The sequence below is a fragment of the Streptococcus peroris ATCC 700780 genome (assembly GCF_000187585.1).
Taxonomy (GTDB): Bacteria; Bacillota; Bacilli; order Lactobacillales; family Streptococcaceae; genus Streptococcus; species Streptococcus peroris.
Genome location: NZ_GL732463.1, coordinates 173742 through 194157, shown reverse-complemented (window position 1 = coordinate 194157; position 20416 = coordinate 173742). Strand labels below are relative to the sequence as shown.

The following is a 20416-nucleotide window of genomic DNA, read 5'->3' as shown; positions in this document are numbered from 1 at the left end:
TATACCAAATTCTGATAAAAAAAGAAAATCGAACCTTACGGTTCGATTGTTTAAAGAATGTTATCGTAAGTATCTCTGACTTCTTGTGGCCAAACACTAGTTTGAACTTCACCGATATGTTTCTTACGAAGTAAGAACATGGCCATACGAGATTGTCCAATTCCTCCACCAATTGTCAAAGGGAAAAGGCCATTTAAGAGAGCTTTATGCCATTCCAACTCTAAGCGATCCTCATCACCTGTAATGGCTACTTGGCGACGAAGAGTTTCTTCATCGACACGAATCCCCATAGAAGATAGTTCAAACGCGCCCCCAAGAGCTTCATTCCAAACAAGAATATCTCCGTTTAGTCCCTTATATCCATTTTCAGATTCTGTTGTCCAGTCATCATAGTCTGGTGCACGCCCATCATGAGGTTTCCCATCCGGCAAGACGCCACCAATACCAATCAAGAACACAGCTCCAAATTCTTTACAGACAGCATTTTCACGCTCTTTCGGAGTCAAATCTGGATAACGTTCCACCAACTCTTCGGTATGAATAAAAGTAATTTGTTTTGGAAGGACAGACTCAATGTCATAACGAGCTTCTACTGCAAGCTCTGTTAAACGAACGGCCTTATAAATCTTCTCAACAGTTTCTTTTAGATAAGCAATATTTCGTTGCCCATTTGGAATCACTTTTTCCCAGTCCCATTGATCAACATAAACAGAATGAATCGCATCTAATGAATCTTCGTCTGGGCGAAGTGCCTTCATATGTACGAAGAGACCTTCTCCTTCTCCGAAACCGAAACGCGCAAGGGTATGACGTTTCCATTTGGCTAATGAATGAACTACTTCGTAAGTTTCATTTGGGATTTGCAAGACCTTAACAGATACAGGGTGTTCAATCCCTGAAAGATTATCCTGCATCCCGTCCCCAACCTTACTGAGGATTGGACCTTGAACTTCAACGACTCCTAACTTATCTTTTAAATATTGAGTAAAGGTATTTTTTACAAATGAAATCTCTTCTTGCTGATGAATAAAACTCTTTTTCATATGCCCCTCCTTTTGAATAATAAAAAGATTATACCTTTTTGATGATAAAATTGAAAGTAAAAAGTAAAAAAGAGCTCAATCGAGCTCTTAAAGTTTTAATCATCACTTCCGAAAATACGTAAGAAGCTAAGGAAGAGGTTGATAAAATCAAGATATAGGCTAAGAGCTAAAGCAACTGCCCAACCTGTAGCAACCTGACCATCTGACTCTTCGTAAACATAACGAATTTTTTGATTATCCCAAGCGATTAAACCTGCAAAAACAATGACCATAACAATACTAATAATGTAGTCCATAAAGCCACTATTTAAGAAGATATTGACAACCATGGCTAGTATCAAACCAAATAAAGCTGCAATCAAAGCACGACCGATTCCACTCAAATCCTTCTTAATCACGACTCCAATAATGGCCATGACAAAGAAGAGGGCTGCACTGGAGATAAAGGCTGTTAAAACCGTACCAGGTAGGTATAAGGAAACAATAAAGCTAAGAGAGAAGCCATTTACCACTGAATATAGTAGAAACATTGGAAGTGTGGCAGGACTATTCTTTGCTGCTAAGCCACTCGCAAAAATCACTAGAGCAACTTCAACAATTCCTGTTACGATTAACCATATGCGGGCGTTAAGCATCAGCTGAACAAGTAAATCTTGGAAGGTTGTCAGCATTAAGGCTGAAACAATTGCGGATAAAGCAATTCCCAAGCCAACAAAACTATAGACTTTCGCATAAAATTGATTCAATCCAGAACGTTCTTGAATAATTGTTTGATTCATATTTGTTCTCCTTTATTTCCATTCTTTTTTATAGATTATAACAAAAATAAAATAATTTAACTCAAATAAAACATGAGTATCCCTGCAGCAACCGCTACATTGAGGCTTTCCGCCTGCCCTTTCATGCTGATGTGAACCAGTTGATCAGCCTGCTCCACCATGAATGGACTAATCCCTTGTCCTTCATTTCCCATGACCAAGGCGAAGTTTTCTAGCCTAGCAAGTTCACGATAATCCTTGGACTCTTGAGATAAGGTAGTTGCCAGAATTGGTAAATTGCCCTTTTTAGCCTCTTCAACAAATGTTTCAACAGGCATCCGATAAATCGGTACATGAAAATGACTGCCCTGCATAGATCGAAGGGTTTTCAAACTGTAGATATCTGCCGACTTGCTTGAAACAATCACACCAGTAAAATCAGCTGCATCTGCCGTTCGAATCATAGTCCCCACATTTCCTGGATCCTGTACATCTTCCAAAAAGAGATATTTCCCTGAAGTCAAATCTGGCATCTGCTCCTCTTCCTTTTGAACAATGGCTACAATGCCCTGAGGAGTTTGTGAATCTGCCAAATCAAGCAAAATTTCTTCTGTCACAAATACGGCCTGAGGATAGTCAGTTAATTTTTCCTCATGTTCTGCTAAAGCAAAGATTTTTTCAATCCTAGCTCCAGCTTGTACCGCCTCTTCAAATAAATGCCATCCTTCAATTAAATAAGAAGACTTTCGATATTTTTTTGATGCAATTTTTTAGCATTTTTCACCACAGAATTGGCTTTTGAGGTTATAATAGTCATAAAGATATTATAACACAATCAAGGAGGTTTGGTATGCAAAAGGTGAAGATGATAGCCCAAGGACGGGTTCAAGGGGTTGGTTTCCGTTGGGGTGTCTATAGCCTCGCTCTCGAATTGGGTGGTATTACTGGTCGTGTCTGGAATAATGATGATGGAACTGTCGAAATTTTAGCCCAAGCAGAATCCTCTGCTACCATGGCCAAATTCATCCAAGAAATCCGAAAAGGCCCTACCTCTTTTTCAGATGTCACATACTTGGATGTCGAATTAAGTAATTTTCCTTCCTACTCTGACTTCAAAATCGCAAATTAGGTCTCTAGAACTATTGTATATTTTCCAAAAAAACAGTAGAATAGAAAGGTATCAATTAAAAAAAGGAATAATTACTGTGAAATCAATTAAACGAATCGCTCTCTCTATCATGGGAGTTGCTATGCTATTAGTCTTGACAGGTTGCGTTCAGATTGATAAAGCAACAGGTCAGCCAACTGGTCCCGTTTGGGAGTTCTTAGGCGCTCCGATGGGAGAAGCTATCAAGTACCTCGCTACTGATAAAGGGTTAGGATTTGGAGTCGCTATTATTGTCGTAACCATTATCGTTCGCTTGCTTATCCTTCCACTCGGTATCTACCAATCATGGAAGGCAACCCTTCATTCTGAAAAGATGAATGCTCTCAAAGACGTCCTTGAACCACATCAGACTCGTCTGAAAGAGGCAACAACTCAAGAAGAAAAACTCGAAGCCCAACAAGCTCTCTTTGCTGCTCAAAAAGAGCACGGCATTAGTATGCTTGGTGGTGTAGGATGTTTCCCTATCCTCATTCAATTGCCATTCTTCTCGGCTATCTACTTTGCTGCTCAACATACAGAAGGTGTTTCTGAAGCTAGCTTCATGGGAATTGCACTCGGTTCTCCAAGTTGGATTCTTCTTGCCTGCGCAGGTGTTCTCTACTATCTCCAATCACTTCTTTCTCTACACGGAGTTGAAGACGAGACTCAAAGAGAGCAGCTTAAAAAGATGATTTACATGAGTCCGTTGATGATTGTCATGTTTTCAATCTTCTCACCAGCCAGTGTAACACTTTACTTTGTTGTTGGTGGTATTATCATGATTTTCCAACAATTTATCATTAACTATCTGATTCGTCCAAAACTTCGTAAAAAAGTACGCGAAGAATTTGCGAAGAATCCACCAAAAGCAAGCAAAACTTCAGGCGCTCGTAAAGATGTAACCCCTCAGCAACCTGCTGGCATTCCAACTAAGAAGAAAAATAATAAACGAAATTCTGGAAAACAACGTTCTAGATAAAGCCACGTGTATTATCCAATAATTAAAAAACGAATGAATGACAAATAGTTTTCATGAACTAGGTATCATTCATTCGTTTTTATTATCTACTTTCACATCTTAAATTTATTTAGATCCTATGATAACAAATTAGCAAGTAAATCACTTTGATTTAATACAATTGAGAGTCATTAAAACTTCTGCTCCCTCGTCTCTATTTCTAATCTCAACTCGGCCTTTATGCAGTTTTGCAACTCTACATACAAAACTAAGTCCAATACCATAATGTTGCTCATTAAACGATCTAACTTTATCCATACGATAAAAGAGCTTCCCAAAATTAGTTAAAACTTCATCTGGAAATTCAGAGCCATTATTCCATATCCCTATTTTCAATTCCTTCCCCTCTTGCTCTACTCTAATTTTAATTTTAGGATTCTGTTTATCAGCGTACTCCAAAGCATTTGTTAAAATATTTTGTATTGCACGAATTAGAAGAGATGGATTTATATAATAGCTTTCAGTTCCTTCCACATTTTGTTCAAAAGAAAACTTCATCTGATTTTTTATCAAAAAAGAGACTTCTTTCTCTAATTCATTGATAAAATCTGAAGAAGAATACTCCGTCCAACCTGTCTCATCATCATAGTAAGTTTTAGAATAATGAATCAACTGATTAAAATAATCAAGCAAGCGTTGACTAGCACGAACGATGTCTGCTAAACATTCTTTAGACTGCTCATCTTTAGTGGACATGTGCAAAAATTCTGCATTCCCTTTGATGATAGTTAAAGGTGTCTTCAAATCATGAGACACTGCTGAAACCTGAAACATCAAATCTTCTTTCTGTTGCTTCTCATCATCTAATAGCTGTCGAATACGATCTTGCATCACAATAATTCGATTTCCAGTCTCACGAAATTCCTTAACTGTTAATCTTTCTGTACATTCGCTTTCTAGCCACATACTATTTTCATAAATCAAATTCATTTCATAACTTAGTTTTTTCAACAATTTACCAATGTGGTAACTTATTAGAATAATCAATAAAACACAAATATATATCCATGATGACACATTGAAAAAAATTGATTGAACATCATTATTTTTAAGAGGTTTTCCATCCTCCATTATTTGTATAGATACAGAAGTTAAGGGAATAAGATAGGCCATTAATAAGCCAAGACTAAACTGCCAAATAATTCTCCAACAGGTTTCTCGAATTAATTGTCTAAAACTTTTGATTCTACCCATTGATAACCTCCACCGTACAAGGTTTTAATCGGATTTAATTGATAAGGTTTCAGCTTTTGACGAATTTTATAAATGTACTCTGAAACTGAACGTAAAAGAGCTTCTGAACTTTGGGGATATAAATAATTATAAATTTCCTCTATAGAGTATATTTTACTTGGGTTGCTTGCTAAAAGATTCACTATATCAAATTCTCTCCTTGTCAAGGCAATCTTATCATCGTTTATAAATAGTTCCTTACTATCAGTATATAGTATAAGCTTCCCACTTTTTATCTGATGAACAGTTTCTTTAGTCCGTTCTTCACGACGTAAGTGCATTTTAACTCGCGCTAAGAGTTCCTGCATACTGAAGGGCTTCATAATATAATCATCAGCGCCTGCATTAATTCCAGCTACCAAATCTTCATCCATATCCTTAGCAGTTATAAAACAGATAGGAACCGTTATCTGCTCGCGGATCATCTGACAGATTTCTAAACCATTAACAGGCATCATAATATCTAATAAAATTAAGTCAAATCCTGTAAAATCACAAAGGTCAACCTCTTCTATGTTATTTCGTATAACTACTTCATACTTTTCATACTCTAGTACCTTTTTTATTAGGCGAAGAATAGCAAGATCATCATCTACCACTAAAATTTTATAAGCCATAACTCACGCTCCTAAATTATATTATATCATTAACTGAGAAAAAGACAGGATAGCCCCTGTCTTTAGCGTACATTTCTTCCTATAAGTATCAGTGTAGCAACTACAAAAACAATTAATAACCAAACTATTTGTATCCCTAAGCCTTGCCACACTGGATAATAAAGTGATAAAGGATGGATATAGTAACAGTTCATACTAGCTAGTAATGATAAATTTCTAAAAAAAGAACTGAATTGTAGTAGCATTTGTCCCAACCCCAATAAAAGGGATAAACTTATTCCCAAAATTAAGGTAAAAGATCGAAAAATAAATACAAAAATACCACTTAAAAGAGAGAAGGTTAAAATAGAAATACAAACTGGAAATAGGATTGTTAGAACATTTTTAATATTGCTCAAAAGATTGATATTATAATATCCTTGAGTAAGTAGTATACATACTGATATTACAGCTAGCAATAATACAATTTCCACACATAACACAATAGCTAGTTTACATATTATAAATTTTAAACGATTTGGACATGTAAGAAAACTTGTACGAAGGCTAGAACCTGTAAATTCCTGACCTATAAATAGGACAGCTAGACTAATAAAACCCGCCTGTCCTAAATAGAGACTTTGCAGTAGCTGTTCCAAAACAAAGTTTAGGGTCAACTGATCTGGTTTACTATTTAAAAAAATAACCATCGCTGGAACACACAGTAATAGAGCACCTATAATCAACCAGTGCCAAGGATTCATCATAAACTTGAGATACTCACTTTTAAGTTGCTCTTTCAACTTATTCACCTCCTCCAACATCTGACTGAAGCAAGCGATAAATTGCCAAAGCCAAGAATGTCAAATTCCAAAAAAGTAAAAGCAAAATATTTTGGAAACTATTCTGTTCTAACATTTGAGGAGATGTAGCAATCAGTCCATAGCTCAATGAAACTGGAAGAAATTTTGCAACTGATATATGATTGGCTAAGAATGTTCCTAAATTGTAGACTTGAGGAAGCAAAAACAATAGGGGAACAAGGGGTTTTTTAAATGTTAAAGCCAGAATATAGGCTAAAAGTCCCAATAATGTCCAAGCTATACTGTCCAAAAACATATAGAACCAAACTGTCCCATTTAGTGAAAAAAGCAATAAACCATCTTGTCCTAAAACATAATGTGTCATGTTAATCGTCAGAAATATTGATAGGAAGGAAATGACAAAAGAAAATACCAACCAAACTACTGTTTTTGAAACTAGGAAAGTACTTCGACTCGTATTAGAGAGGAGGCTTGTACGAATAGCAGAGCCTTTATACTCTTCAGCTCCGTAGATTGAGCCTAAGATAATCATAAAAAAAATGCCAACTAAAGTAACATCAAAACCTAAAAATTCAATAGGGGGAATAGCTTCTATTAACTCTGGGTTTGTCTCTGGGGTAGCATGGATACCAACTGAAACAATTTGAGATGCACCAATATTTGCTAAAAACGTTTGAAATACTAGTAGCAAGAATAGTACAACATGAGTAGCTCTCTTATAAAGTAATTTCAATATTTCAGAATGAAGAGAGTAAATAAGTGCCATGTCACTTTCCTCCCTCTGTTAATCTAAAGAAGACTTCCTCCAGTGAAGAAAGATTTTTCATCACTTCTTGTAAAGTCCCTTTTATAAGAACTTTGCCTTTATTTATGATGACCACATCATCTGTTACTGCTTCCACTTCCGATAATATATGAGATGATAGCAAGACTGTCTTCCCTTCTTGAGCTTGTTTTTTTATAAACTCTCTAAACCACCGAATTCCTCTTGGATCCAACCCATTTGTCGGTTCATCCAATATCAGATACTGAGGATCCCCTAATAGAGCTGTTGCAATTCCCAAGCGTTGTCCTTCTCCTAATGATAATTTTCCAATTTTAGATTTTTTCTTATGGCTAATATCCACCATTTCCAAGACTTGCTCAATTCGCTGACTGGATATCCCATTACTAGCAGCAACAATTTTCAAATGTTGATAAACAGTTCGATCATCAGGAGCTCCTACACTGTCAAATGAAGCCCCTACAGTCTTTAGAGGAAATTGTAACTCCTTATAAGTTTGATCTCCAATTTTAGCAAGACCAGATGTTGCTTTGTCTAATCCTAATAAGATACGTAAGGTTGAACTTTTACCAGCTCCATTTGGACCCAGGAAAGCAGTCACTCTACCTGCTTTTGCTTCAAAAGAAATATCTTTTAAAATTTGAGTTTGACCATATGACTTACATAGATTTTTAATGGTAATACTTTGTTCCATGATATTCTCCTATCCAATTTGTTGTATCAATTTAAACAAGTATATATTAACCAATAATTTTCGGATTTTTTTCAGAATTTTAAATCTTTGTAAAATCTGTACTGTCATATAACTCATAAAAATTTTGTTTATTTTAAGTAAACTTAAAAGCCCGATGTTCCCATCAGGCTTCTTTTTATCCATGTACACGTTTCATGTAGTCTTGATAACTTTCTGTATCCATGAGTTCCTTAGCGTTCTTGACTCGTTCTTTCGTCGGTGGTTTAACACCTTCGAGCGAATATGGAATTCCGAGTTCACGCCACTTGAACTCACCCATGGTATGGTAAGGCAAAATCTCAAACTTATCAACGTTTTTAAGAGTTTTCACGAACTTACCAAGTTCAATCAAATCCTCATCTCGGTCAGTCAATCCAGGTACGAGAACGTGACGAATCCAGACAGGTTTCCCAATATCTGACAAGTATTGAGCACAAGCTAAAATGGTTTTGTTACTTTGACTAGTTACAATTCTATGCTGAGCATCATTAATTTCTTTGATATCAAGAAGAACCAAATCAGTCACAGCCATTAATTTATCAAATTTTTCAAGATAGCGTGGCTTATTACGGAATGGAAGTGCACAGGTATCTAAGGTACAGTGGATACCTTTTTCTTTTGCCTTTGTAAAGAGGGCAATCAAGAAATCGATTTGGAGAAGAGCTTCTCCCCCACTGACTGTAATACCACCCTTGTCCCCCCAGAATCCGCGGTAACGAAGCGCTTCTTCTAGAACATCATCCACTGTTCGTACACGAGACTTATTGGTTTCCATTGCCCAAGTATCTGGGTTATGGCAGTATTGGCAACGCATTTGACAACCCTGCAAAAAGACAATAAAACGAATCCCAGGACCATCTACCGCCCCAAAACTCTCTGTCGAATGCACCATTCCTGTCACTTGTCCGTAGTCAATTGTTTCTTCTGACATAGCGTTACCTTCCTTGAAACCGTTTTATAATTTTATTATATCACGCTTGAAAGGAAAAACAATAGATTTTGTCTATTTTTTAGTAAACAATCTGTTTTTCACTTTCAACTTTCATGATTTTCAAAAATTCTTCTATTCTTTGTTAAAATTAAACCCATACAAGGTCGCAAAATAATCTTCTGGGCGCTCTGCTCGACGAATTTCCTTGGCTTTTCCTTCTTCGGTAAAGAGAATCTCTGCCGAACGAAGTTTAGCATTGTACTGGTAACCCATAGAAAAACCATGGGCGCCTGTGTCATGAATCACTAATAAATCACCAATTTCTGTATGTGGAAGTTCGCGATTGACGGCAAATTTATCATTATTTTCACAGAGTGAACCAACCACGTCTACCACTTCAGTCTGACCATCTGGATGCATCATATTTGTAATGTGATGATAAGCACCATACATAGCTGGTCTCATCAGATTGACAGCTGAGGCATCTACTCCTAGATATGTACGATAGGTCTTCTTTTTATGGGTAACTCTTGTAACCAATACACCATGAGGCGCTAGCATAAAGCGTCCTAATTCTGTGAAGATTTTGACTTGACCAAGGCCTGCTGGTGTCAAAACTTCTTCATAAACCTGGCGAACTCCTTCACCAATCAAAGCAATATCATTAGGCTCTTGCTCTGGTCGGTAATTGACTCCAATACCTCCAGATAAGTTGATAAATTCAAGTGAGATTCCTAATTTTTCTTTAACCTCAACAGCTAACTCAAATAATTGACGCGCTAACTCCGGGTAGTAAAGATGCGTAACTGTATTGGAAGCTAGGAAGGAATGAAGCCCAAATCTTTTGGCACCCTTATCCTTTAGAATTTTATAGGCATCAAAGAGCTGTTGCTTGGTCATCCCAAACTTTGCTTCACCAGGATTATCCATGATGTCTGTTCCTAGTTCAAATACTCCACCAGGATTATAGCGACAAGAAATCACTTCTGGGATTCCCGCAGCACGCTCTAAATGTTCAATATCCTCAAACGCATCGAGGTTGATAGTTGCACCCAATTCGTGTGCATAAGTGTATTCTCTATCGGGAGTATTGTTAGATGAGAACATCATCTCAGAACCTGAAAAACCGAGTTTATGACTCATTAACAATTCTACGTAACTCGAGCAATCAACTCCACATCCCTCTTCTTGTAAGATTTTTAAAATAGTTGGATTTGGGGTAGCCTTAACTGCAAAATATTCTTTAAATCCCTTATTCCAAGAGAAGGCTTTGTTTACTGCACGCGCCTTTTCTCGAATTCCTTTTTCATCGTAAAGATGAAAAGGAGTTGGAAATTCTTGAACGATTTTTTCTAAAGCTTCACGATTTATAAATGGTGTTTTCATAGGACTCCTTTATATCCTTTACTAAAGAAAGGCTGGGACGAAAGTTCCAACCTTTGTATTTTAAGTCAATTCTTATTTTACTGAGTCAAAAATATTTCCGACTTCAACAGCAATTTGTTGGTTCTTCACATCAATATTTGTGACTTTCAAGAGGGATTTATAGTCAAACTGTTGTTCACGATCTTCTTGCGCATTATCAGCAAAGACGGCTACTCCAGCTAACTCTGAATCAAACTCTGCTAAAAGGCTGATCATCCCGTTAATGGTTCCTCCACCCTTCAAGAAGTCATCGACAATCAAGACACGGCTTCCTGCTTTGAGGCTACGTTTTGAAAGGAACATTTTTTCAATACGATCACTAGAACCTGAAACGTAGTTGACACTCACAGTTGAACCCTCAGTGATTTTCAAGTCACGACGGACAATTACAAATGGTACGTTGAGAACATTTGCTACCGCATTTGCAAGCGGAACCCCTTTTGTTGCAACAGTCATAACAGCATCAATCTTTTGATCCATAAAACTCTTAGCAATAATACGACCAATATTTTTTAAAATAGCTGGGGTACTAAGTAGATCAGATAAATAGATATAGCCACCTGGAAGAATACGGTCGCTCTCTGAAAGTTTATCGCGAAGCTCTTCGATAATTGTTTTTGATTCGAGGGTGGAGATTGATGGTGTGAAAATAACTCCACCACCAGCACCTGTAACTGTCTGGATATGGCCGATTTCAATTTCTTCAAAGGCTCGCTTGATAATGACAATATCTTCTGAAATCGAAGATTTAGCAGATTCATACTTTTCCGCAAAGGTATTGAGACTTGTTAGTTTATAGGGGTTGTTGATCAGGTAATTTGAAATCACAACCATCCTATCACTTCGTCTTAATTTCATTATTTTTTTACCGTTCCATTCATTTCATATTTTTTCTATTATATCACAATCATGAGAAAAAACGAACTTTATTACTCAAATAAAGTCCATTTTTTAGTTTCTAGTCTAATTTTGGCTTGTAGAAGGAACGATTGTCCATGGCAAAGACCTTATTGGTCATTTCTCCTTCATCCACTAACCCAAGAGCTGTCGTCATCATCATCATACTGGCGTCCAAATTGTCAATCATATGAATAATTTCTGCCTCCATCACACGTGGGCGAACAGGACTACCATACTCGAGCAAACCGTGGTGGCTGAGAATGACGTGACGCAAGAGCACTACTTCTTCTCGAGTATCATCAATGCCAAGTTCCATAACAGTTTTGATGATTTCGCTGTCTATCAAAGAAATATGACCTAAAAGGTTTCCTCTAACGGTATATTCTGTCTGCTCAGGCCCACTCAACTCAATAACCTTAGCCAGATCATGCAACATAATGCCCGCATAAAGAAGACTTTTGTTGAGCTGAGGATAGATATCACCAATTGCATCTGCTAAGCGAACCATAGTCGCTGTGTGATAAGCCAGACCACTCTCAAAAGCATGATGATTAGTCTTAGCGGCCGGATAGGAGTAGAATTCCTTATCATATTTAGTGTAAAGACTCCGGACGATTCGTTGCCAAATGGGATTTTCGATTTTGAAAATCATCTGTGACATATACTCACGGATTTCTTTGACATCTACTGGGGATTTAACCTTGAAATCTGCTGGATCACTAGGTTCGCCAGGCTGAGGTAGGCGAAGGGTGATTTGATTAACCTGTGGAGTGTTGTTGTACACCTCACGACGACCCTGCATGTGAACAACTTTCCCTGCAGTAAAAGCCTCTACATTATGAGGTTGGGCATCCCAGAGTTTTCCTTCAATCTCGCCACTATCATCTTGGAAGGTAAAGGCTAGGTAATTTTTCCCAGCACGTGTTTGTCTCAGGTCAGCTGATTTGATTAGATAAAATCCTTCAAATAGCTCATCTTTCTTCATGTGACTAATCTTCATATTCTTCCTCATCTTCTTGGAACTGGAGTAAGTCAAGCGTAGGCTCATCTTCCGATAACTCAATATGACGGAGCGTTCGCTCGATAGCTGTAGTACGACGGTTTAACAATTCATCAATGTTGCCAGAGGCATGTTGGAGATGCTTTTGTGCCTTGACCAGAATCCCACCAAACTTAGCAAATTCGGTTTTGACGTTGGCTAGAGTCTGACTAATATGGTCCGCACTCTTTTGGATATTAAGGGTCTTGAAACCAACTGATAGGGAGTTAAGAAGGGCTGACAAGGTACTTGGCCCCGCAACAATAATCTGCTCCTCTCGTCTCAAACCATCAAAGAAAATCGGATTTCGAACGATTTCTGAGTAAAGACCTTCTGTCGGAACAAACAAAACTCCAAAATTGGTCGTCCTTGGTGGCGCTATGTACTTGCTCTTGATATCTTTGGCAAAACGCTTGATGCTCGTTTGGAGAGATTTGCGACAATTTTCGATTTCATCCTTATCACCTGCCTCATAGGCTTCTTCCAGGCGGTAATAAGCTGCCAGTGGAAACTTAGAGTCAATCGGCAGATACACATATTCCTGATCACCTTGGCCAGGCAACTTGATGGCGTACTCGACTCGCTCACTGGAATTTTCAACCGTTGCAAATTCTCGTTCATACTGGGCAGGCGTCATGATATCTTCAATAATCTGTCCCAGTTGCAATTCTCCTAGAATACCTCGGGTCTTAGTTCCGGAAAGAACTTTATTTAGCGCACCAACATCTCGCGCAACAGTTTGCATTTCTCCCAGACCTCGATTGACAGACTCCAACTGTTTAGAAACTGTCTCGAAGGAGGCTTGCAAACGTGTCTGCAAGGTCTTTTCTAGCTTTTCCTCAACCGTTTGGCGCATCTGCTCTAAACGTTGCTCATTTGATTCTTGCAAGGCTTGGAGGCGTTGGTCGGTCTTATCTCTGGTTTGGAGGAGGTTCTCATTCATCTCTTGCCGAACCTGAGTCAGCCCTTGGTGCAATTCGATTCGCACCTCCTTCAAACGGTCGCTAACAGCCACTTCTAGATTTTTTTGGTCCAGCTGGCTTGCTTGTCGCGCTTGTTCAAATCGATAATCTAACTGGTCTGAAAGGTTATCTGCCTGGTCTTCTAAACTTTTGGTCAGGTATTTCTCCTGCTTGTCCTGCCTTTGCCAAATGAGAAAGAGGCCGGTTAGGTTAGCAATTAATAACAGTAGTAATACAATCTCCATCCTATCTCCTGTCCTTGCTATGCAGTACGACCACATAGCCATCTGGGCAAGTCACCGAAACTTCCCTATTTATATATTCGTTAGAAGCGTAAACTTTCTTAAAGAAAAAATTCTCCTCAGTCAGTTCGTACTTGGCTCCGACAATGGTCAACTGACTATCCCTCACAGGCATAAAAGCAAGGTAATCATAGTCCGAACGTGGTTCTAGCTGACTGGTCCCTTCTGGACAGTAACGAATCAAATTTTGCCCATCCTCAATCTCTATTTGACGCATAAAGGGCGCCAATTTAGGATTGCTAGGCAGAAAGACATTAGCCAGCATATGGTCAATACGACCACCTAGTGCACCAAAAATAGTGACCTGAGCTTGAGGATTTTGTTCAAAAATCGTTAAAAGTGCCAGTTCCAGATCTGTATCATCCTTTTCTGGCTGGGCTTGAATAAAGTACTGAGCACATTTTTTAATTACTTGGCGCTCTTCTACAGTCACAGAATCAAAATCCCCAACCGCAATAGCAAGAGGAAGATTTTCCTCTAGTACCCAAAGTGAGCCTCGATCCACACCAACAAAGCAGTCAAAATCTGTCCGATAGTGACCACGATCTCCGCCTGCAAAAACTGCAACGTTAGTCCAGTTGTTTTCTGAGAGCTTGCACTCGTTCATTGACATCTCCCTTAAAGACATAAGAACCGGCTACAAAGACTGTAGCACCAGCTTCTTTGGCTTGAGCAATAGTCTGGTCATCAATCCCGCCATCCACTTCAATTTCAAAATTCAAGCCTTTTTTCTCGCGTAGGGCAACCAACTCACGAACCTTGTCCATAGTTTCTGGTAAAAAGGCTTGCCCACCAAATCCAGGGTTAACCGTCATGACTAATACTTGGTCAACCAAATGAAGGACATGTTTAATGGCCTCGACAGGTGTACCAGGATTGATGACCACCGAAGGTTTAACACCGAGAGAACGAATCTTTTGAAGAGCGCCATGGATGTGAGGTGTTGCTTCAACATGAATGCTGATGATATCAGCTCCTGCACGCGCAAAATCTTCTAAATAATGCTCTGGATTAGCTACCATCAAGTGGCAGTCAAAGACCATCTTACTATGAGGTCGAAGACTTTCGACTACACCTGCACCAAAGCTGATCTGAGGTACAAAGTGACCATCCATGATATCGATATGGGCGTATTCTGCCCCAGTTGCTTCTAGGCGTTTGATTTCACGTTCAAAGTTGGCATAATCTGCTGCCAAAATTGACGGAGCAATCTTGTATTGTGACATGGGTTTCTCCTTATTTTGGAATTTTTTTACTGACTTTTTTATAGGTTTCTCTACGATTTTCAATCTCACTGAGGAATTGTAGATAGTTATCAAAACGGAAGGTAGCAATGGTACCTTCTTCTACTGCTAGCTTAACCGCGCAAGATGGCTCATGAGTATGAGTACAGCTACGGAACTTACAGTCTCGGCTGACAGAGGCAAGCTCTGGAAAGGCCTGATTCAGGTCTTCTGACGTCGATACTTCATAATCTAGCGATGAAAAACCTGGTGTGTCTGCGATTTTTCCACCATTGAGATTGTAAAAACTAACAGCTCGAGTGGTATGACGACCGCGCCCCAGACTATCTGAGATTTCACCCGTCTCTAGATTGAGATCTGGTGCGATTTTATTGAGGAGAGTTGACTTTCCAACACCTGTCTGCCCCATAAAGACTGTCACTTTATCTGTCAACAGAGGCAAGAGTTCCTCTTTACTAGTCACAAAGTCATAACCAATAGCGTGGTAGGTCTGCTCGTAAAAATCCAGTTCTCCCCCATCTTCCAGTAAGTCCATTTTGGAAATATAGATGATAGGATGAATGCCCTTATGTTCTAAGAGAACCAAGAAGCGATCCAGCAAATTGCTATTAAAATCCGGCTCTTTAACGGACATAATGACAACGGCTTGGTCAATATTGACAATGGGTGGACGAACCAGACTATTTTTTCGCTCGTGAATCTTGAGAATATAACCTTCGGAATTTTCCTCTGCAGAAAAATCTACCCAATCTCCAACATAGGGGGTATGACCTTTTTTACGAAAATTCCCACGCGCGCGTGTTTGATAAATCTGACCATCACTTTCCACATAGTAGAAGCCGGCCAAGGCTTTAATGATTTGTCCTTGCATCTTAGAGTCCTTGTCCTTTAAGCGCATCGGCTAGACTGGCAAATTCTTCTAAGCCAAGAGCTTCACCACGCACAGATGGCGACAGACCTGCTTGGTCCAGAGCCTTGGTCAACTTATCCTTGACTTCATCAGTCTTGCCAAAGTAGCCTGTCAAGTTATTCCACAAGGTCTTGCGACGATGGGTAAAACTAGCCTTGGAAACCTTAAAGAAGAAGTTCTCGTCTTTTACTGCTACCGCAGGTTCTGGACGGCGTACCATTTTCAGGATAGCTGAGTCCACATTTGGCGCTGGTACAAAGACCGTACGAGGTACGATAAAGGCAACCTTGGCTGTCATGTAATACTGAACTGCAATCGACAAGCTGCCGTATGCCTTGGTATTTGGCTTAGCAGAGATACGATCTGCCACTTCTTTTTGCATCATTACCACAAACTCACTAAAAGGAATGCCACTTTCAATCAAGTGCATGAGAATAGGAGTCGTGATATAGTAAGGCAAGTTGGCTACTACCTTAATAGGCAGGTCAGGGTTTTTAAAATTCTGGATATGTTGCGCTAGGTCAACTTTTAGAATGTCCTCGTTGACTACGGTCACATTGTCAAAATCACGCAGGGTATCTGCCAGAATTGGTACCAAACGGTGGTCAATCTCAAAGGCCATGACTTGGGCCGCACGCTCAGCTAAAAACTCAGTCAGGGCACCAATCCCTGGCCCAATCTCGATGACATTGACCTGGTCATCAATTTCAGCCGTATCCACAATTTTTTGAAGGATATTGGTATCGGTCAAGAAATTTTGCCCGAAGGATTTTTTAAAGGTAAAACCGTGACGCTCCAGCACTGCCTTGGTCACGCTATAATCTGCAATTCTCATGTATTCTCTTTTCTATCTCTTAACCATCATATAAAAAATCAACCTAATTACTAGTGCAAGTATAAATAAATATACTATACCATTCCTCCACTTGTTCGCTTTTGTATCGGCTCCAGTCAAATCGTCTCCTTGCTTATCATCTTGAGGGTTCGTTTTATTCAATTCATCTTGATAGGCGACTGAGGCTAGAATATTGTCTTCTGGCAATAATTCTGAGGCATAATAATCAGGAAACCCCATAGCAAGGCCGATTATGTTCTTATCCGTTAGAGAAAAGTCCAAATCTTTTGGTTGATTTTCTCGAATAGCTCGTATGTTTTTTAACAGTTTATCAGAAGCTGTGGATACTTGATCCATAAAGATAACTTCTAAAACATCAAATCCAAGCACATCACCGTCTTTGACATTTGCAAGAATATAGCGAACAAAGGCATCATATAGTTGCAAGGCTTGCGGGGCATTTTCTTCTAAAAAAGAGCGATTTTGGAGGGCATGTTGCTGAAATTTCTCAATAGGAAGCAAAATATCTACATTCTGCTCTTGATAAAACTTTTCTGCTTGCTCTTCATCTTCTTCGAGTTTTTCTGCTGTTTTCCAGAGAGAAATGGGAGCTCTTAAATCTTCTTCATCCCAAAACAATTGCCAAAAATAGGGTATCGTGTAAATTCCCTCTGTTAGAATACGAGTTTCATCCCCGTTTTTTAAATAAATATAGCTTCTATTTGCCATATCGTTCCCTTTCAAAATCTTTGAAGATATCTAGTAGTTCAAGCAAGAATTGAAAAATTTTACATTTTTTTATGCAAAGTAACTTCCTAATCTTGAGTTCTTCCTTCTAGCTCCTCACTAAGCTTTTGCATCTCTCTAAATGTCTTTTCACTGACATAGGCACCTGCCTTATAATACTCAGTTGCATTGATAGCATAGTCAAAAGAGGCAATCATCCCGCCTGCTTCTTCAATCATGCCGTTCCACTGTTCATCAAAGACCATTCTCAGACGTTTCCAATCAGTAAATACCTGCACGGAGTTTCGGCCATCTTTTCCTTCTCTAACTGGAATGCTGAACTTGGCGTCTTCTTTCAATACAAAGGAGTTGACTCCCTGATTCTTATCTGGGAAACCTGAAGTAGCATTTAAAGGAATGAGGAGTTTGGCTTTTGGCATGGCTGCTGAGAAGAATTTATAATAGAGCTTATATATGACTTCTTCGTCTTCTGTCGTGGGCTTATCCATCTGCCCCATCAACAGCATCCATCTTACAATATCCGGATTCATGACAGGAACTTGTATCTCTGGCAGGTTCGAAAAATCTGGTTTCTGAACCAAAACAGAAGCACTGATGCTGACTTCCTTGGTATTAAAGGTTGCTCCCAAAGCTCCGTTTAAGTAAAAGGCAGTCCCAAGAAAATTCTCAATTCCTTTTTTATCTGCTGTATTTTCAATCAGTTTCACAACTGAATTTGGTCGGCTATCAATGGTTTCCTTAAACTGGTGATACCAACGTGGTGTATATAGCATAATCATCGGGTCTGAACAGAGATAGCCCTCTTCACCTCTATCATAAGTCGTCGAAAAGAGATATGGTTCACCCGTTTTTTCTGAAAAGACCGCGTAAATCGAATCTGCTGCTAACAACTTATCCTTAACGATAGCTGCTAGGCGTTCTAGCTTACGAGTGTTGGCTTGATAGCTTTCTTCACTTTCAGTTTCCTGATTTTGACGGCACTCCCATAAAAAGAGACGTAAAATCTCTACGCTGTCATCAAGGCTAGCTGCCAAATAGTCTTCATTTGTTAACTGACCCTCTTGGATGGCTACAAAAGCACGATAAAGAGCATCTGAATAGCTAGATAATTTTTGCTCTTCCTCAATACCTGAACTAAAGAGCACACTTCCTTTTTTCAGTTTATCCAAAGAAGGAATCCTATCAACCACTAGATGGGCAAGAACTTCATCAGTTAGACTATCTGCATCTTTGTTTTGACTGCTGAGTTTTTTAACCTCTACAGTACCAAGACTTTCCATTCCTTGGTCGGGATTGCAAAACTGCAACTGATCTCCAACCTTGATACTACCTTCTAGACTCCCAACAATTAATAATTGGTTCGTTTCCTTCATCTGGAACAAATCTAGAACACCTACGCAAGCATTGCCTTTCGCCTCTTCTGCTTCCTTATTGGATTCAGTTGTTTTAGTAGGTTTTGTTGCTTCTGTCTTTTTTAAAAAATCAAAGATTCCCATAACTTTTCCTCATCATCTCCACTTAGCACAATTTCTATGGAGTCACTTTTCTAATGCTTGCTACCAAGCCTGATTAAACCGTTTATGATTACTTCTATTGTATCATATTCCCCTTACATTTTGGGGAGTTTCTCAATCCTCATAAGATTTCATGGCATCTTCAACTTCAGCCAAACTGATCCCAAATAATTCCAATCGCTTGAGAAGTTGCTTGCCATTGGAATAACCGATACGAAGGTTTTCTCCTAGATATTCTCTACGTTTTCGACTATCTGCTCCAGCCAAAAATCCTAACCGAATCAAGTCACTACGGCTAATATCAAAGTCACTTTCTGCTTCAAACCGCTCTGTCACTTGTTCTAGTGCTGTTTTCAAGTCTTCATAACTGGCGTGTTCGACTCCTAAAGAACGTCCCTTGGTCTTGGACTTAGGAACTGCCTCATCACGCTTGAGGAAGGCGTGTTGAACTGTCGGAATAGCCGTCATAATCATCCGACGAATGCGTTCCCCGTTAAAATCAGGATCTGTAAAGACAATCACCCCATGACGTTGGTGTAGACGTTGGATTCGTTCAAGGTCCTGTTCATTGATAGCAGATCCACGAGTCTCATAGGTCTCCACATCAAAATAACGTTTGAGATTGGCCGTGTCATCGCGTCCTTCAACTACGAGGACTTGGGAAATTTTCTCTTTCATGATTTACGTTCCAATCCAAAGATTCGTTCAGCATTGGCACTTGTCGCAGCAGCTATTTCTTCTGTCGTTAAGCCACGCAAATCTGCGATAAAGTCTACTACATAGCGCGTGTATGCTGTCTTATTTTCACGACCACGCTTGGGTACTGGTGCCAAGTATGGCGCATCCGTCTCTACCAAAATCTTATCCAAAGGAAGTCCTTTAGCTGCTTCCTGAACATCTGTCGCTTTTTTAAAGGTCACCACTCCTGAAAAGGAAATGGTCATGCCAAGCTCCACAAACTTCTGAGCCCACTCTAGAGAACCTGAGAATGAGTGCATAATCCCACCTCGAGGACCAACGCCCTCACTCTTAATAATCTCATAGGTGTCTTCTAACGCATCACGGGTGTGGACTACAAAAGGCAAATTCAAATTCTTAGATAGCTGAATCTGACGACGGAAAATTTGTTCCTGTACTTCTTTAGGCGCCGTCATCCAGTGATAGTCCAAACCAATCTCACCCAAGGCAACAACTTTTGGATGTTTTAGTTTTTCCAACAGGTAATTCTCAACCTCCTCTGTATAGGTTCCTGCTTCTGTCGGATGCCATCCAATAGTCGCATAGAGTTGATCATACTTATCTACCAGTTCCAAGGCACGCTCAATGGTCGGTTTATCAAAACCAACAATATTCATTCGCGTCACGCCCATTTCAGCGGCTAAGGCTATTTCTTCTGCTTCTCTTCCTGAAAATTCTTCCACATTCAAGTGGGTATGTGTATCAAAAATCATGATTTCTATCCTCTTTTTCT

The 20416-nt window shown here is 39.3% G+C and carries 22 protein-coding genes and 1 pseudogene; 2 read left to right on the top strand and 21 right to left on the bottom strand.

Annotated features, from left to right (window positions below):
- Positions 1–50: 50 nt before the first annotated feature.
- From asnA to HMPREF9180_RS02815, 3 genes and pseudogenes are all read right to left on the bottom strand, one after another.
- Entirely contained in the window at positions 51–1043 is a 993-nt protein-coding gene (gene asnA, locus HMPREF9180_RS02825) for an aspartate--ammonia ligase (protein ID WP_006144882.1), read from the bottom strand.
- Positions 1044–1138: 95 nt separating this feature from the next.
- A complete protein-coding gene (locus HMPREF9180_RS02820; RefSeq protein WP_006144880.1) occupies positions 1139–1822 on the bottom strand; it encodes a Bax inhibitor-1/YccA family protein in 684 nt (227 codons plus the stop codon).
- Positions 1823–1878: 56 nt separating this feature from the next.
- A pseudogene (locus tag HMPREF9180_RS02815) lies at positions 1879–2618 on the bottom strand (TrmH family RNA methyltransferase).
- A gap of 33 nt (positions 2619–2651) precedes the next feature.
- On the opposite strand from HMPREF9180_RS02815, the gene HMPREF9180_RS02810 reads away from it, so the two are divergent.
- Entirely contained in the window at positions 2652–2930 is a 279-nt protein-coding gene (locus HMPREF9180_RS02810; RefSeq protein ID WP_006144878.1) for an acylphosphatase, read from the top strand.
- A 76-nt stretch (positions 2931–3006) separates the two neighbouring features.
- Positions 3007–3927, top strand: a complete 921-nt coding sequence (gene yidC, locus HMPREF9180_RS02805) for a membrane protein insertase YidC (protein WP_025168590.1) — start codon at positions 3007–3009, stop codon at positions 3925–3927.
- A gap of 141 nt (positions 3928–4068) precedes the next feature.
- Here the strand turns inward: yidC and HMPREF9180_RS02800 are convergent, their stop codons facing one another.
- The 18 genes from HMPREF9180_RS02800 to HMPREF9180_RS02715 form a co-directional block, all read right to left on the bottom strand.
- Positions 4069–5160 (bottom strand): sensor histidine kinase, encoded by a 1092-nt coding sequence (locus HMPREF9180_RS02800; protein ID WP_006144876.1) that lies wholly within the window; start codon positions 5158–5160, stop codon positions 4069–4071.
- Entirely contained in the window at positions 5130–5816 is a 687-nt protein-coding gene (locus HMPREF9180_RS02795; RefSeq protein ID WP_006144875.1) for a response regulator transcription factor, read from the bottom strand. Before HMPREF9180_RS02795 ends, HMPREF9180_RS02800 begins: the two co-directional genes overlap by 31 nt.
- Before the next feature lie 62 nt (positions 5817–5878).
- Positions 5879–6598 carry an ABC transporter permease gene (locus HMPREF9180_RS02790; RefSeq protein ID WP_025168589.1) on the bottom strand — a complete coding sequence of 240 codons (720 nt, stop codon included), beginning with the start codon at positions 6596–6598 and terminating at the stop codon, positions 5879–5881.
- Between the two features lies 1 nt (position 6599).
- Complete coding sequence (locus HMPREF9180_RS02785) at positions 6600–7385, bottom strand: hypothetical protein (RefSeq protein ID WP_006144873.1); 786 nt, start codon at positions 7383–7385, stop codon at positions 6600–6602.
- A 1-nt stretch (position 7386) separates the two neighbouring features.
- A complete protein-coding gene (locus HMPREF9180_RS02780; protein ID WP_006144872.1) occupies positions 7387–8097 on the bottom strand; it encodes an ABC transporter ATP-binding protein in 711 nt (236 codons plus the stop codon).
- Positions 8098–8272: 175 nt separating this feature from the next.
- Complete coding sequence (pflA, locus tag HMPREF9180_RS02775; RefSeq protein ID WP_006144870.1) at positions 8273–9067, bottom strand: pyruvate formate-lyase-activating protein; 795 nt, start codon at positions 9065–9067, stop codon at positions 8273–8275.
- 132 nt (positions 9068–9199) lie between these two features.
- Positions 9200–10453, bottom strand: coding sequence for a diaminopimelate decarboxylase (locus HMPREF9180_RS02770; RefSeq protein WP_006144869.1), 1254 nt, complete (start codon positions 10451–10453; stop codon positions 9200–9202).
- 72 nt (positions 10454–10525) lie between these two features.
- A complete protein-coding gene (purR, locus tag HMPREF9180_RS02765) occupies positions 10526–11350 on the bottom strand; it encodes a pur operon repressor (protein ID WP_006144868.1) in 825 nt (274 codons plus the stop codon).
- 100 nt (positions 11351–11450) lie between these two features.
- Positions 11451–12392 (bottom strand): 3'-5' exoribonuclease YhaM family protein, encoded by a 942-nt coding sequence (locus HMPREF9180_RS02760; RefSeq protein ID WP_025168588.1) that lies wholly within the window; start codon positions 12390–12392, stop codon positions 11451–11453.
- On the bottom strand, positions 12382–13638 hold the full coding sequence (locus HMPREF9180_RS02755; protein ID WP_006144865.1) for a DNA recombination protein RmuC: 1257 nt from the start codon (positions 13636–13638) through the stop codon (positions 12382–12384). The genes HMPREF9180_RS02760 and HMPREF9180_RS02755 overlap by 11 nt, the downstream gene beginning before the upstream one ends.
- Position 13639: 1 nt before the next feature.
- On the bottom strand, positions 13640–14302 hold the full coding sequence (locus tag HMPREF9180_RS02750) for a thiamine diphosphokinase (protein ID WP_006144863.1): 663 nt from the start codon (positions 14300–14302) through the stop codon (positions 13640–13642).
- Positions 14265–14921 carry a ribulose-phosphate 3-epimerase gene (gene rpe / locus HMPREF9180_RS02745; protein WP_025168587.1) on the bottom strand — a complete coding sequence of 219 codons (657 nt, stop codon included), beginning with the start codon at positions 14919–14921 and terminating at the stop codon, positions 14265–14267. The genes HMPREF9180_RS02750 and rpe overlap by 38 nt, the downstream gene beginning before the upstream one ends.
- Positions 14922–14931: 10 nt before the next feature.
- Positions 14932–15810, bottom strand: coding sequence for a ribosome small subunit-dependent GTPase A (gene rsgA, locus HMPREF9180_RS02740; protein WP_025168586.1), 879 nt, complete (start codon positions 15808–15810; stop codon positions 14932–14934).
- Position 15811: 1 nt separating this feature from the next.
- Positions 15812–16684 carry a 16S rRNA (adenine(1518)-N(6)/adenine(1519)-N(6))-dimethyltransferase RsmA gene (gene rsmA / locus HMPREF9180_RS02735; protein ID WP_006144859.1) on the bottom strand — a complete coding sequence of 291 codons (873 nt, stop codon included), beginning with the start codon at positions 16682–16684 and terminating at the stop codon, positions 15812–15814.
- Positions 16685–16696: 12 nt separating this feature from the next.
- Entirely contained in the window at positions 16697–17413 is a 717-nt protein-coding gene (locus HMPREF9180_RS02730; protein ID WP_006144858.1) for a hypothetical protein, read from the bottom strand.
- An 86-nt stretch (positions 17414–17499) separates the two neighbouring features.
- The gene (locus HMPREF9180_RS02725) at positions 17500–18927 is read right to left on the bottom strand and encodes an SseB family protein (protein ID WP_006144856.1); all 1428 of its coding nucleotides are present in this window, start codon (positions 18925–18927) and stop codon (positions 17500–17502) included.
- 132 nt (positions 18928–19059) lie between these two features.
- The gene (rnmV, locus tag HMPREF9180_RS02720; RefSeq protein ID WP_006144855.1) at positions 19060–19623 is read right to left on the bottom strand and encodes a ribonuclease M5; all 564 of its coding nucleotides are present in this window, start codon (positions 19621–19623) and stop codon (positions 19060–19062) included.
- A complete protein-coding gene (locus HMPREF9180_RS02715; RefSeq protein WP_006144854.1) occupies positions 19620–20396 on the bottom strand; it encodes a TatD family hydrolase in 777 nt (258 codons plus the stop codon). The genes rnmV and HMPREF9180_RS02715 overlap by 4 nt, the downstream gene beginning before the upstream one ends.
- Positions 20397–20416: the final 20 nt, after the last annotated feature.

Excerpts from the sequence above, each read along its gene's own strand:
- HMPREF9180_RS02770 (WP_006144869.1), bottom strand. The coding sequence starts at position 10,453 with ATGAAAACACCATTTATAAATCGTGAAGCTTTAGAAAAAATCGTTCAA.
- rnmV (WP_006144855.1), bottom strand. The coding sequence starts at position 19,623 with ATGAAAGAGAAAATTTCCCAAGTCCTCGTAGTTGAAGGACGCGATGAC.
- rsgA (WP_025168586.1), bottom strand. The coding sequence starts at position 15,810 with ATGCAAGGACAAATCATTAAAGCCTTGGCCGGCTTCTACTATGTGGAA.
- HMPREF9180_RS02725 (WP_006144856.1), bottom strand. The coding sequence starts at position 18,927 with ATGGGAATCTTTGATTTTTTAAAAAAGACAGAAGCAACAAAACCTACT.
- HMPREF9180_RS02730 (WP_006144858.1), bottom strand. The coding sequence starts at position 17,413 with ATGGCAAATAGAAGCTATATTTATTTAAAAAACGGGGATGAAACTCGT.
- HMPREF9180_RS02780 (WP_006144872.1), bottom strand. The coding sequence starts at position 8,097 with ATGGAACAAAGTATTACCATTAAAAATCTATGTAAGTCATATGGTCAA.
- HMPREF9180_RS02810 (WP_006144878.1), top strand. The coding sequence starts at position 2,652 with ATGCAAAAGGTGAAGATGATAGCCCAAGGACGGGTTCAAGGGGTTGGT.
- HMPREF9180_RS02750 (WP_006144863.1), bottom strand. The coding sequence starts at position 14,302 with ATGAACGAGTGCAAGCTCTCAGAAAACAACTGGACTAACGTTGCAGTT.
- HMPREF9180_RS02820 (WP_006144880.1), bottom strand. The coding sequence starts at position 1,822 with ATGAATCAAACAATTATTCAAGAACGTTCTGGATTGAATCAATTTTAT.
- HMPREF9180_RS02760 (WP_025168588.1), bottom strand. The coding sequence starts at position 12,392 with ATGAAGATTAGTCACATGAAGAAAGATGAGCTATTTGAAGGATTTTAT.
- HMPREF9180_RS02785 (WP_006144873.1), bottom strand. The coding sequence starts at position 7,385 with ATGGCACTTATTTACTCTCTTCATTCTGAAATATTGAAATTACTTTAT.
- HMPREF9180_RS02755 (WP_006144865.1), bottom strand. The coding sequence starts at position 13,638 with ATGGAGATTGTATTACTACTGTTATTAATTGCTAACCTAACCGGCCTC.
- purR (WP_006144868.1), bottom strand. The coding sequence starts at position 11,350 with ATGAAATTAAGACGAAGTGATAGGATGGTTGTGATTTCAAATTACCTG.
- rpe (WP_025168587.1), bottom strand. The coding sequence starts at position 14,921 with ATGTCACAATACAAGATTGCTCCGTCAATTTTGGCAGCAGATTATGCC.
- rsmA (WP_006144859.1), bottom strand. The coding sequence starts at position 16,684 with ATGAGAATTGCAGATTATAGCGTGACCAAGGCAGTGCTGGAGCGTCAC.
- HMPREF9180_RS02800 (WP_006144876.1), bottom strand. The coding sequence starts at position 5,160 with ATGGGTAGAATCAAAAGTTTTAGACAATTAATTCGAGAAACCTGTTGG.
- HMPREF9180_RS02795 (WP_006144875.1), bottom strand. The coding sequence starts at position 5,816 with ATGGCTTATAAAATTTTAGTGGTAGATGATGATCTTGCTATTCTTCGC.
- asnA (WP_006144882.1), bottom strand. The coding sequence starts at position 1,043 with ATGAAAAAGAGTTTTATTCATCAGCAAGAAGAGATTTCATTTGTAAAA.
- HMPREF9180_RS02715 (WP_006144854.1), bottom strand. The coding sequence starts at position 20,396 with ATGATTTTTGATACACATACCCACTTGAATGTGGAAGAATTTTCAGGA.
- pflA (WP_006144870.1), bottom strand. The coding sequence starts at position 9,067 with ATGTCAGAAGAAACAATTGACTACGGACAAGTGACAGGAATGGTGCAT.